This is a genomic window from Rhodoferax saidenbachensis (genome assembly GCF_001955715.1).
Lineage (GTDB): Bacteria > Pseudomonadota > Gammaproteobacteria > Burkholderiales > Burkholderiaceae_C > Allorhodoferax > Allorhodoferax saidenbachensis.
Map to the genome: position 1 here is coordinate 989,302 of NZ_CP019239.1, position 12,818 is coordinate 1,002,119.

The 12,818-nt window shown below is 61.3% G+C and carries 11 protein-coding genes; 5 read left to right on the forward strand and 6 right to left on the reverse strand.

Going from position 1 to position 12,818, the window contains the following annotated elements; genetic code table 11:
- Positions 1–4 precede the first annotated feature (4 nt).
- The 5 genes from RS694_RS04780 to RS694_RS04800 form a co-directional block, all read right to left on the reverse strand.
- Positions 5–1,288, reverse strand: a complete 1,284-nt coding sequence (locus RS694_RS04780) for a TRAP transporter large permease (protein ID WP_029705447.1) — start codon at positions 1,286–1,288, stop codon at positions 5–7.
- Positions 1,288–1,815: a TRAP transporter small permease gene (locus RS694_RS04785; RefSeq protein ID WP_029705446.1), complete on the reverse strand. Its 528-nt coding sequence runs from the start codon at positions 1,813–1,815 to the stop codon at positions 1,288–1,290. The genes RS694_RS04780 and RS694_RS04785 overlap by 1 nt, the downstream gene beginning before the upstream one ends.
- Before the next feature lie 64 nt (positions 1,816–1,879).
- Positions 1,880–2,854 carry a TRAP transporter substrate-binding protein gene (locus RS694_RS04790; RefSeq protein WP_029705444.1) on the reverse strand — a complete coding sequence of 325 codons (975 nt, stop codon included), beginning with the start codon at positions 2,852–2,854 and terminating at the stop codon, positions 1,880–1,882.
- Between the two features lie 29 nt (positions 2,855–2,883).
- Positions 2,884–3,789, reverse strand: a complete 906-nt coding sequence (locus RS694_RS04795) for an SMP-30/gluconolactonase/LRE family protein (protein ID WP_029705443.1) — start codon at positions 3,787–3,789, stop codon at positions 2,884–2,886.
- An 8-nt stretch (positions 3,790–3,797) separates the two neighbouring features.
- The gene (locus tag RS694_RS04800) at positions 3,798–4,625 is read right to left on the reverse strand and encodes an NAD-dependent epimerase/dehydratase family protein (protein ID WP_029705441.1); all 828 of its coding nucleotides are present in this window, start codon (positions 4,623–4,625) and stop codon (positions 3,798–3,800) included.
- 85 nt (positions 4,626–4,710) lie between these two features.
- On the opposite strand from RS694_RS04800, the gene RS694_RS04805 reads away from it, so the two are divergent.
- Positions 4,711–5,490 (forward strand): FadR/GntR family transcriptional regulator, encoded by a 780-nt coding sequence (locus RS694_RS04805; RefSeq protein WP_081708510.1) that lies wholly within the window; start codon positions 4,711–4,713, stop codon positions 5,488–5,490.
- Between the two features lie 61 nt (positions 5,491–5,551).
- Entirely contained in the window at positions 5,552–6,904 is a 1,353-nt protein-coding gene (gudD, locus tag RS694_RS04810; RefSeq protein ID WP_029705437.1) for a glucarate dehydratase, read from the forward strand.
- A 90-nt stretch (positions 6,905–6,994) separates the two neighbouring features.
- Here gudD and RS694_RS04815 read toward each other — a convergent pair whose 3' ends face one another.
- The gene (locus RS694_RS04815) at positions 6,995–8,431 is read right to left on the reverse strand and encodes an 8-oxoguanine deaminase (RefSeq protein ID WP_029705436.1); all 1,437 of its coding nucleotides are present in this window, start codon (positions 8,429–8,431) and stop codon (positions 6,995–6,997) included.
- Positions 8,432–8,613: 182 nt separating this feature from the next.
- Between RS694_RS04815 and RS694_RS04820 the strand changes: the two genes are divergently transcribed.
- The 3 genes from RS694_RS04820 (at position 8,614) to galE (ending at position 12,817) form a co-directional block, all read left to right on the forward strand.
- Positions 8,614–9,990, forward strand: coding sequence for a glycerate kinase type-2 family protein (locus RS694_RS04820; protein WP_029705435.1), 1,377 nt, complete (start codon positions 8,614–8,616; stop codon positions 9,988–9,990).
- A gap of 150 nt (positions 9,991–10,140) precedes the next feature.
- Positions 10,141–11,784 carry a sensor domain-containing diguanylate cyclase gene (locus RS694_RS04825; RefSeq protein ID WP_029705433.1) on the forward strand — a complete coding sequence of 548 codons (1,644 nt, stop codon included), beginning with the start codon at positions 10,141–10,143 and terminating at the stop codon, positions 11,782–11,784.
- A 7-nt stretch (positions 11,785–11,791) separates the two neighbouring features.
- Positions 11,792–12,817: a UDP-glucose 4-epimerase GalE gene (galE, locus tag RS694_RS04830; protein ID WP_029705432.1), complete on the forward strand. Its 1,026-nt coding sequence runs from the start codon at positions 11,792–11,794 to the stop codon at positions 12,815–12,817.
- Position 12,818: the final 1 nt, after the last annotated feature.

The window sequence follows — 12,818 nt, forward strand, 5'->3', positions numbered from 1 at the left end:
GCAATTACTTCAGCAACAGTCCAGGCAGCCACAAGGACAACGCTGGGATGTAGGTCACGGCTGCCAACACAAACAGCAGGGCGCCAAAGAAAGGAATCAGGGCTTTCACCACCTTTTCAATCGGCAGCTTGGCCACGGCGGCGCCGACAAACAGCACACCACCCACGGGAGGCGTGATAAGCCCCATGCCCAGGTTCACCATCATGATCATTCCGAAGTGCACGGGATCCACACCCAGGGTTTTCACAATCGGCAGCAGGATGGGGGTCATGATCAGGATCAACGGGGCCATGTCCATCAGCGTGCCCAGTATCAACAACAGAATGTTGATCATCAACAGCACGGTGTATTTGTTGTCCGAGACGCTGGTGAACAGACCCGTGATCATGGTGGGGATCTGCATCAGGGTCATGATGTAGCCGAAGCTGGCTGCGAAGCCGATCAGGATCATCACAATTGCCAGGGTTTTGACGGTGCGGTGTACCAGCTTGGGCAGTTCACGCCATTGGTAGTCGCGGTAGATGAACATGGTGACGAAAAACGCCCAGATCACCGCGATGGCTGCTGACTCGGTGGCGGTGAAAATACCGGACAAGATGCCGCCCAAAATGATCACCATCGTCATCAGTCCCCAAAGTGCGTCCACGCAGATGCGCAGGGCTTCTTTCATGGGGATGGAGCGGCCCTTGGGGAAGTTGCGTTTTTTGGCAATGAACAGGCACATGATGGCCAGCGTCAGACCCAGCAGCAAGCCTGGCAATACGCCTGCCAGAAAGAGTGCTGCGATGGATACGGAACCACCGGCCGCCAGTGAATAAATCACCGCGTTATGGCTGGGGGGAATCAGGATGGCCTGCACCGAGCCACTGACCGTAACGGCTGTTGCAAAATCACGCGGGTATCCCTTCTTTTCCATTTCCGGAATCAGCACCGAGCCAATGGATGCGGTGTCCGCCATGGAGGAACCCGAAATGGCGCCGAAGAAGGTGGACGCCAGAATGTTCACCAGCGACAAGCCGCCCTGCACAAAACCGACCAGCACTTCTGCAAATGCCACCAAGCGACGGGACATGCCACCCTCGGCCATGATGGCTCCGGCCAAAACGAAGAAGGGAATGGCAAGCAAGGAGAATTTGTTGACGCCGCCGGCAATGGCGATCATTACCGCGTCATAGGGCAGCTCAATCCACCATGCGCCAATCAGCGCAGACAAGCCCAAGGCATACGCCACAGGCATGCCAATGATCATGAGCGTCACAAAGGAGCCCAACAGTACGAGCGCGTCCATCAGATGGCCTCCGGTTCTATGGCTTCGTGGTCGAAAGTCACTACGGAGCGTTGATGTTGCGATCCGAGCAGGATGTGCTCGACGATAAAAAATAAGGTAATGAATCCACCCAGAGGGACGGGGAGGTAGGTGGCTCCCACGGGCATCCAGGGTATGGCGCCAATACTTTGGTTCCAGGTTTCAAGACACAGCTTGAATCCGTAGAAAACCATAAAAACAGCAATGACAAACATCAGTGCATGAACCAGAACGGCCGCAATCCGACGCAGTATTTGGGGGAGGCGGTCAGTCACCATCGCCACGGCAATATGGGAGCCCGCACGGTAGGCCGCGGCGGCACCAAAGAACGTGAAGATCACCATCAACAAGACAGAAATGGGTTCAGGCCACTGAGACCCCGTACCCAACACATAGCGGGCAAATATTCCCCAGGGGATGATGATGGACATGAGAAAGATGGCGCCACCTGATAACCAAATGCTGGTGAGGTAAAGCGCATCGTTGCAATGCAGGAATTTGTTTTTCATAGCGATCCAAAAGGCGAAGCCAAACGAGCACCCGCGAAGGCGGGCGCTCTTTTTTCTCAAAGGCTTATTTGGTAGCGTCGATGCGCTTCATCAGATCTGCAAAGTTGGCACCGTATTTGGCGCGCACGGGGGCCGTGGCGTCATAGAACAGCTTCTGGTCGACAGCTACGAACTCGATACCGGCAGCCTTCAGCTTGGCGGAGTAGTCTTCCACGCTCTTGTCCCACAGAACGCGTTGTTCCATTTGGGCTTCACGGGAAAACTTCTTGACCAAAGCCTTGTCATCCGCCGACAGCTTGTCCCATGTCACTTTGGACATCACGAGCAGTTCAGGAATGATCAAGTGGTTGGTTTGTGCGTAGTACTTGACGCCGGTGGTGTAGTGGTTGGCTGTGAAAAAGCTGGGGGGATTGTTTTCTGCGCCATCAATCACGCCAGTTTGCAAGGCGCTAAAGACTTCGCCATAGGACATGGAGATGCCGTTGCCACCCATGGCGTTCATGGTGTCCACAAACAAGGGGTTGCCCATCATGCGGACCTTGACGCCTTTCAGGTCGGCAGGAGTAGTGACCTTCTTCTTGGTGTACAGGCTGCGCGAGCCGCCGTCCATCCAGCCCAAGCCGACCAGGCGCGCAGGGCTGGCAGTCACTTTGTCCAGCAACTCGGCGCCAATGGGGCCGTCAATCACAGCACGCATGTGCGGAATATTACGGAATACAAAAGGCATGTTGAACACGTTCACGTCCGGCACCACAGGGCCCACCACACCGAGCGAGATACGTGCGATCTGGATCGCACCGATCTGCGTTTGCTCTACGGTTTCTTTCTCTTCGCCCAGTACGGCGCCTGGAAACATTTGCAGCTTGATGCGGCCATTGGTAGCTGCTTCGAGCTTCTTGCCCATGCTTTCAACAGCCACAACGTTGGGATAGCCAGCAGGGTGTGTGTCTGCAGCCTTGAGTACGATGTTTTGCGCTTGCGCACCCACGGTGCTGCACAGGGCAATGGCGGATGCCACGAAGGTTCTACGGAATGTCATGTTGTCTCCTCTTTGGGGATGGTTTAGGGTTAACGAACGGGAAACTGGGAAAACAGGGGTTCTGGCAGGCCTTGCACGCCGGGCTCCAGCACCAGCACGGCACCGTCCAGCGTGGCGTCAAAGCCGGGTGCGGGCGTGGCAGGTTGAATGGATGTCACAAACAGGTGGCGCAACTCCGGTCCGCCAAAAGCGCACATGGCGGGTTTGCTCACCGGCACGGGCAGGGATTGCAGCAGCGCGCCTTGTGGGCTGAAGCGGTGCACCAGTCCGGCATCGTTGCCGCAAATCCAGTAGCAGCCTTCGGTGTCCATGGCGGCGCCATCGGGGCGGCCGGGCAGGGGTTTCATGTCCACCCAGGGCGTGGACTGTGGGCCCCACTCACCGGTGGTGGCATCAAAGCTGTGCATCCAGATGGATTGGCGGCTGGGGTGGGAATCTGACAGGTAGGCGGCTGTTCCATCGGGGCTGAAGGCCATGCCGTTGGGGGTGATGTAGCCCTGCAGTACCGGACCACGCAGGCCTTGGGTGTCCAGGCAATAAATGCCACCGGCGGGGCTGGCCAGTCCCATGTCACGCACCATGGTGCCAATCCAGAACCGACCCTTTGCATCGCAGCGGCCATCGTTGAAACGCATGCCGTCTTGCGGATGGGTGATGGTGGCCAGGCAGGTGACACGCGCCAGGGGCGCATCTTGCAGTTCCACCTCAAAAATGCCACTTTCCATGGCGGCGATCACGGTGCCGCGGTTGCTCAGTGCAATGCAGCCCACGCGTTCGGCCAGGGCCCAACTGCTTTGTGTGCGGCTGGCCCAGTCCAGGCGGTGGATGCGCTGGCCTTCGATGTCGACCCAGTACAGGGATTGCGTGGCCACTGACCACACGGGCGATTCGCCCACGCGGTCGCGTGCACTGGAAATGGCAAAAGCAGCGGTCATAGTCTGGCTTACTTGCTGCTCTTGTGGGCGGTCATGGGTTCGCCCTGAAACAAGAAACCACCACCCTGGTAAATCGCGGCGGGGTCGGTGATGTCCGGCTGTGGCGTGCGCGCATAGATCGCCTCGCGGAACGGGTCTGAGCTGTCCTGCGGCACATAACCTACGTGGCGTGCCGCGCTGTTGTCGTACCAGACCACGGCGTTGTTGGACATGCCGAAGATGGCGGTGTGGCCCAGGATGGGTGTGGTCAAGCAAGCGGTGACCAGGCGGTGCAGGTCGTCAAAGCTGAGCCAACTGGCCAGCATGCGCCGGTCTTTGGGCTCGGCAAACGAGGAGCCAATGCGCAGGCAAGCGGTTTCGATGCCGTAGCGGTCAAAGTACATGCGCGACAGGTCTTCGCCAAACGCCTTGCTCACGCCATACAGGCTGTCGGGGCGGGCTGGGTGGTCCAGGGTGATGGTTTCGCTTTGTTTGTAAAAGCCGGTCACATGGTTGGAGCTGGCAAACACCACACGCTTCACGCCCTGTTTGCGTGCCGCTTCGTACAGGTTGTAGACGCCCAGGATGTTGGCTTGCAGGATGGGCTCGAACGCGGCTTCCACCGAGATGCCGCCAAAGTGCACGATGGCTTGCACGCCTTTGACCATGGCGTCTACCGCGGCAGCATCGGCCAGATCGGCCAGCGCCATTTCTTCACCCGCGCGCGCAGCGCCAAAATCGGCACGGTCCGAGAGGCGCAACACCTCGCAGTTGGCCTTGAGCCGGTCGCGCATGGCTGTACCCAGGCCGCCTGCGGCGCCGGTCATCAGCAAAGTGTGGTGTACTTTGATCGTCATGAAATTTATCGTTATCTTGTCAGTTGTATGTTGTCTGATGTGTTAAATTGTCGACACCCGTTCCAACTGAGTCAAGGGCTTTTCCATGGACCTAGTGCAAACCCCTAGAGCCAATGTGGCGCAACCATCGCTTGCTGATGGTGGGGATGTCGTGCGCCCGCGCCGCGCCCGTGGCTTGGTCACGGAGGTCGTGGAAAACCTGGCCGCCAGCATCCGCGAAGGCGCTATTCCGCCTGGCGCCAAGCTGCCCACCGAATCCGAAATCATGGCCCGCTTTGACGTGAGCCGCACGGTGGTGCGTGAGGCCATTTCTCATCTGCAGGCCAACCGGCTGGTCGAGACGCGCCATGGCGTGGGTACCTTTGCATTGGCGCCACAAAGCAGTGGCAATTTCCAGATCGCCGATGTGGATCTCGCCACGGTGGCCGACGTCATCGCCCTGCTGGAGCTGCGTATCAGCCTGGAAACCGAGGCTGCCGGCCTGGCCGCGCAGCGCCGCACCGAAGCCAATTTGCTCTCCATGCAAGCCATGCTCGATGCCTTCCAGACCTCGATTCTGGAAGACTCGGATGCGGTGCCTTCGGACTTCAGCTTCCATATGGAAGTCGCCAAAGCCACGGGCAACCGCCACTTTGCCGATCTGATGACCTACCTGGGTACCATGATCATTCCGCGCACCCGGGTGAACACCGCCAGCAGTGCGCCCGAAGGTCGCCTGAACTACCTGCGCCGCGTGCACGGCGAACACGAATACATCTTCAACGCCATCCGCAACCAGGACGCCGATGCCGCCCGCGCGGCCATGCGCACCCACCTGGCCAACAGCAAAGACCGCCTGCGAAAGTCGCAACCCGACGCACTTTAGTTGTATGATGTCTGATATGTAGGGGCGCCACCTATCGAGCGCTCCACACAGGAGACCGTTCATGACCCAACCCGATTCCGGCGCCGTGCGTGGCGCGCCCACCATCACAGCGTTGCGGGTCATTCCCGTGGCCGGCCACGACGGCATGTTGATGAACCTGAGCGGTGCTCATGCGCCGTTTTTCACCCGCAACATCGTCATCCTGACCGATAGCAGCGGCAACACCGGCGTGGGCGAAGTGCCTGGCGGCGAGAAAATCCGCCAGACGCTGGAAGACGCGGCCGCCTTGGTCGTGGGCCAGTCCATCGGCAACTACAACGCCATTCTCAACCGCATGCGTGAAGCCTTTGCGGCGCGCGACAGCGGCGGGCGTGGCCTGCAAACCTTCGACCTGCGCATCGCTATCCACGCCGTGACGGCGGTGGAGTGTGCGCTGCTGGATTTGCTGGGCAAGTTCCTGAACGTGCCCGTGGCGGCGCTCTTGGGCGATGGCCAGCAGCGTGACAGCGTGGCCGTGCTGGGTTACCTGTTCTATGTGGGCGACCGCAAGGTCACCGATCTCCCCTACATCAGCGAGCCCGATGCCGAGGACGACTGGAAACGCCTGCGCCACGAAAAAGCCATGGATGCCGACGGTGTGGTGCGCCTGGCCGAAGCCGCTTTTGCGCGCTACGGTTTCCAGGACTTCAAGCTCAAGGGCGGCGTGTTGCGCGGCGAAGAAGAGGTGGAGGCCATCCGTGCGCTGCATGCGCGCTTTCCGCAAGCCCGCATCACCCTGGACCCCAATGGTGGCTGGCTGCTGAAAGACGCGGTGCGCCTGTGCCGCGACCTGCACGGCGTGATGGCTTATGCCGAAGACCCGTGCGGTGCCGAAGGTGTGTTCTCCGGCCGCGAAGTGGTGGCCGAGTTCCGCCGTGCCACCGGCCTGCCCACCGCCACCAACATGATTGCCACCGACTGGCGCGAGCTGGCGCATTCGCTGGCCTTGCAGTCGGTGGACATTCCGCTGGCTGACCCGCATTTCTGGACCATGCAGGGTTCGGTGCGTGTGGCGCAGGTTTGCGAGACCTGGGGCCTGACCTGGGGTTCCCATTCCAACAACCACTTCGACGTCTCGCTGGCCATGTTCACGCATGTGGCTGCCGCAGCGCCCGGCAAGGTCACCGCGATTGATACGCACTGGATCTGGCAAGACGGCCAGCGCCTCACCAAGGCGCCGCTGCAGATCGTGGGCGGGCAGATTGCCGTGCCCACCACGCCCGGTCTGGGTGTGGAGCTGGACATGGTGGAAGTGGAGAAGGCCCACCAGCTCTACCTGCAGCACGGCCTGGGCGCCCGCAACGACGCCATGGCCATGCAGTACCTGATTCCGGGCTGGAAGTTCGACCCCAAGAGCCCCTGCCTGGTACGCTGAGGCTAGAGAGCTCCAGCCATGGAGTTTGAAGCCAAATCGGCCTCTAGCCCCCGCGGAATATGCGCGAGCAGCTCCCGTTTTTATAGCGTTTTAGCGCGCCGCCTCGGCCAGCTGGATCGCCAGTCGGTTGTGTCGCTCCATGAGCGGCCCCAGTTCTACGGTCTCCAGATGCCCCTCGCGCACCACCACCCGGCCGTTAACGATCGTGTAGTCGGCTTGTGGGCTGGCGCACAGCAGCAGGCTGCCCACGGGGTCGTGCACGGCGCCACCGGCAACGCCCAGCGTGTCCAGGTCAAACAGTACCAGGTCGGCGCACATGCCCACGGCCAGGTGGCCAATGTCATTGCGGCCCAGCACCTGCGCGCCGCCGCGCGTCGCCACGCTGAGCGCATCGCGCGCGGTCATCTCGGCCGGGCCCAGGTCGCAACCAAAGAAGGTTTTTCCGTCGCGCACTTCGGGTGGCTGCATGGCGCGGCCCACGCGCGCCAGCAGCAGCGCTTGGCGCGCTTCGTTGACCATGTGCGCCGCATCGTTGCTGGCGCTACCGTCTACACCCAGGCCCACGGGCACACCGGCATTGAGCATCTTGCGAATGGGTGCAATCCCGCTGGACAGCCGCATATTGCTGCAGGGGCAATGCGCCACGCCGGTGCGGCTGGCGGCGAACAGGCTGATGCCCTCGTCGTCCAGCTTCACGCAGTGCGCGTGCCACACGTCATGGCCCAGCCAGCCCAGGTCTTGCGCGTACTGCGTGGGCGTGCAGCCAAATTTTTCGCGGCTGTAGGCCAGGTCGTGGTCGTTCTCGGCCAGGTGGGTGTGCAGGCGTGCGCCGTACTTGCGGGCCAAGAGCGCCGACTCGCGCATCAGGCCGCGGCTCACGCTGAAAGGCGAGCAGGGCGCCACCGCCACGTTAAGCATGCTGCCATGCGAGGCATCGTGGTACCGCTCGATCAGGCGTTGCGTGTCCTTGAGGATGAAGTCTTCTTGTTCCACCACCCGGTCCGGCGGCAAGCCGCCCTGGCTCTGGCCCACGCTCATGCTCCCGCGCGTGGCTACAAAGCGCATGCCGATTTCAGCCGCCGCTTCGATGCTGTCATCCAGCCGCACGCCATTGGGGTAGATGTAGAGGTGGTCGCTACTGGTGGTGCAGCCGGAGAGCAGCAGCTCAGCCATGGCAATCTGTGTGCTCACCTGCACCATCTCGGGCGTGAGCCCGGCCCAGATCGGGTACAGCCCGCGCAACCAGCCAAACAGCTCGGCGTTTTGCACCTCGGGTATCGCCCGGGTCAGCGACTGGTACATATGGTGGTGCGTGTTCACCAGGCCCGGCGTGACCAGGTGGTGGCAGGCGTCTATCACCTCGCCGGCCTGCAGCGCATGGGGCGGCAGGTCGGCGGTGGCGCCGATAAAGGCGATGCGGTTGCCTTCGATGTAAATCGAAGCGTCGCGCAGTTCAGTAGATTGGGTAGGGTTGGTGTTATCGAACGTGGCGATAGCCCGTGCGTTGTGGATCAGCAAAGTGCCCATGTGAAAGTTTCTCCGTCAAACAAGTCTTCCACCTGCGAGGGTGGGTCCTGCCGAGGCCGAATCCCGCTGACGGGCCAGACTGGCCGCCAGAGGCGAGCACCACGTTGCCGAGCATCCCGGGCTGTGCTTGCGCGAAGCGCCCTTGAATTTTGCCTCAAGTACCATGACCATGGAATAAAGCGATGACCATGCCAAGCCAAACTCCTCCCTCCCATTTCTCTGCGCTGGCCCCGCGCGACGTGCTCGGCCAGCTCTACTGGGCCGCCGTGCGCCAGGCGCTGCCCAGCCACACGCTGGCAGGTTTTTTACCCCCCGTGCCCAAGGGCCGAACCCTGGTGCTGGGCGCCGGCAAGGCTGGCGGCGCCATGGCCCATGCGCTGGACGCGTTGTGGCCGCAAGACGCACCTCTTTCAGGGCTGGTGGTCACCCGTTATGCCCACACGCCGCCACGCCCGGCGGATGCCGCGCCCCAGCGTATCGAGGTGGTCGAAGCCGCCCATCCCGTGCCCGATGCCGCAGGCCTGGCCGCCGCGCAGCGCATCCTGGCGCTGCCCCAGGGCCTGACCGAAGACGACCTGGTGATTTGCCTGATTTCAGGCGGGGGCTCTTCGCTGCTGACTCTGCCTGCGCAGTGGGAGGGTGGTGGCATTACGTTGCAGGACAAGCAGCGCATCAACAAGATGCTGCTGGAGAGCGGCGCCGGCATTCAGGAGATGAACTGTGTGCGCAAACACCTCTCCGCTATCAAGGGCGGGCGCCTGGCCGCGGCCTGTTACCCGGCCCAGGTGGTGACGCTGCTGATCAGCGATGTGCCGGGCGATGACCCCAGTGTCATTGCCAGCGGCCCGACCGTGCCCGATCCCACCACTTGCGCCGATGCGCTATCAATATTGAAGCGCCTTGCGCAATCTGCATCAGGGCTGGAGCTCGATTCGATAGTTAAAGCGCTGGAAGCCGGTACGCTGGAAACGCCCAAGCCGGGCGACCCGGTGTTTGCCCGCAACACGGTGCACCTGATTGCCACGCCCCAGCAGTCGCTGCAAGCGGCGGCAGACGCGGCCCGGGCCATGGGGCTGAATGCTTATGTGCTCAGCGACGAACTGGAAGGGGAGTCACGCGAGGTGGGCAAGGTGCACGCCGCGCTGGCACGCACGGCGGCGCGGCGCCCCGCATCCAACCAGCAGCCGTTTGCCAAGCCCTGTGTGATTCTGAGCGGTGGCGAAACCACGGTCACCGTACGCCCGCGCCGCGAAGGCGCCGCCAAGGGCCGGGGCGGGCGGGCCGGCGAGTTCTGCATGGGCCTGGCACAGGCTCTGCAAGGCCAGGCCGGTGTGTGGGCGCTGGCCGCCGACACCGATGGCATTGACGGTGTGGAAGACAACGCGGGTGCGGTAGTGGCGCCCGACACGCTTGCGCGTGCCAGAGCCGCTGGTGTGTCGCTGGCCGATTGTCTGGATCGAAACGATGCCGTGGGCTTTTTTGAACCCTTGGGCGATTTGTTCACCACGGGCCCGACACACACCAACGTCAACGACTTCCGGGCTCTGCTGGTGCTCTAAGCGAGCGGTGCACGTGCCTGGCGACGACTGGGTACACAGGCGCGTCTAGCCACGTTATAGTGGCTCGAATTGCTGTGCATCACATAACAAGATCAGCGCATGCCAAGTCGGCATGCAGCTGTGGGACAGCAGTCTTTTCCAGGGGAAGATATGGCGCCTCACGAGCCCAGCCTGTCCGTACCGGTGTCGCACAATGGCAAGCGACGGCGGCTTATCGTCATCGTCTGGATGTTTGCGGCCATGGTGGTCGGACTTTTCCTCTTTGCCTATGCGAGCATCACTTTGCTCTCGGCCGGGCGGGCCTATGTGCAGGGCGAGGGACTGTGGTCCAAGGGGCAAAAGGACGCGATCTACGCCCTGTCGCGTTACGCCCTGTATGCCAATGATGCCGACTACCAGACCTACCTGACCGCGTTGGCCGTGAACCAGGGCGATCGCATTGCGCGCCTGGAACTGGAAAAGGCAGAGCCCGATCTGCACGTGGCCCATGCGGGTTTTGTGCAGGGGCGCAACCACCCCGACGACATCCCGGGCATGATTTTTCTTTTCCGCCAGATGCGCAACGTGCCGGAGATCGACAAGGCCATCCACCTGTGGACGCAGGCAGACCAACATCTGGAAATGCTGACGCAAGTAGGCACACGCATCCGTTCCATCGCCAACACAAGAGCGCTGACCAAGGAAGAGAGTCAGGGCTTTCTTTCTCAATTGCACGACATCAACGCGCAACTGACGCCACTGGAGGATGGTTTCTCTTCCACGCTGGGCGACGTGGCGCGCAAGTTCACTTTTTTGATTTTGCTGGTCATGTTTGTGCTGGTGTCGGTGCTGTTGGCCGGGGCCTATCTGTTCTCACGGCGTCTGGTGCTGCAGTTTGAGGCGGTGCAGGACACACTGCAGGCGGGAAAGAAGCAACTCGAAGATGTGCTGCAGTTTGCCCCGCTTCCCATTCTCATTACCCAGTCTTCGGATGAAAGTGTCGTGTACATCAACGACCCGGCCCTGGTGCAGTTTCAGGTCAACCGGGCCGACATGGGAAGCATGCGGGCGCGTGACTTTTACGTTGACAGTGCAGACCGGGACCGGTTGATCGCGGCCGCCCAAGGGACCGGCACCGTGCGCGGCCTGGAGCTGCATTTGAAGGACGCACAGGGTAAGCCGTTCTGGGCGCAGTATTCGTCACAACGCATCCGTTACGACGGGCAGGACTGCCTGATGACCGCGCTGGTCAATATCGATGAAAAAAGGCGTGTGCACGACGATCTGCACTACCGGGCTTACCACGATGAGCTGACATGCCTGCCCAACCGCGCGATGTTCATGGATGCCCTCAAACGCACATTGGGGCGCATGGAGCGCAAGAACGGCATGTGCTCCATCCTGTTCATTGACCTGGACCATTTCAAGGCGGTCAACGACCAGTTGGGCCATGAAATGGGTGACTTGCTGTTGCAGCAGGTGGCGCAACGCATTCAGGCCTGTGTACGCGCCAGTGATCTGGTGGCACGGTTGGCCGGTGATGAATTTGTGGTCCTGATTGAAGAACACGAGGGCGCAGACGATGCGCGGGGCATCGCCCAAAAGATACTGGGTGCGCTGGGGCGTGACTACAGCCTGAGCGGCAATACCGCCCGTGTGACGGCCAGTATCGGCATCAGTCGCTACCCCCACGATGGGGTGGAACTGAATCGGTTGCTGACATCTGCCGACCTGGCCATGTACCAGGCCAAAACCCAGGGTAAAAACAACGTACAGTTCTACCGTCGTGAAGACAGTTCGCAGTTGCCTGGATGACGGATCAATGACAGAAAAAACAAGTGTTCTCCTTACCGGTGGCGCCGGGTATATCGGCAGCCATACCTATGTCGCGTTGGTACAGGCGGGCTACCAGCCCGTGATCCTCGACGATTTTTCCAACAGCGATCCTGCGGTTCTGGCGCGTTTGCAGCGCATCACGGGTCAACCGGTGCCGCACCACCGTGGCAATGTGGCGGATGCGGGGCTGGTGCAAGCGCTGCTGGAGCAGCACAAGATTCAGGCGGTGATCCATTTCGCGGGCTTCAAGGCGGTCGGCGAGAGCGTGGCACAACCGCTTAAATACTTCGAGAACAACCTGGGTGGAATGGTCGGGTTGCTGCAGGCCATGGACGCGGCCGGTTGCCGTACGTTGGTGTTTTCCAGCAGCGCTACCGTCTATGGTGACCCGGCTTCCGTGCCCATCACCGAAGACTTCCCGCGCAGCCATACCAATCCCTACGGGCAGACCAAACTGGTCTGTGAAGACATGCTCACGGCCATGCGGGTAGCCAACCCAGCTTGGCACATGGGCGTATTGCGTTACTTCAATCCGGTAGGGGCGCATCCGAGCGGACTGATTGGTGAAGACCCCGCAGGTCCGCCCAACAATCTGATGCCCTACGTGGCCCAGGTGGCCGTTGGCAAACGCCCCTTCTTACAGGTGTTTGGCAACGACTACGCCACACCGGACGGCACCGGCGTGCGCGACTACATCCACGTGCAGGACCTGGCGCAGGCGCATGTCGCAGCCGTACAAACGCTGTTGCAAAAGGGAGAGAGCTTTACTGTCAATGTGGGCACTGGCCGTGGGTACAGCGTGCTGGAAGTGGTGCACGCATTTGAGCAGGCCAGTGGTAAACCGGTGCCTTACCAGTTCGTCCCACGCCGCTCGGGGGATGTGGCGCAGTGTTATGCCAATGCCGCATTGGCCCAAAGCCTGCTGGGCTGGACCGCCAGCGAAACCCTGGCGTCCATGTGTGCGGACGCGTGGCGCTGGCAAAGCAGCAACCCGGACGGTTACCGCAGCTAGT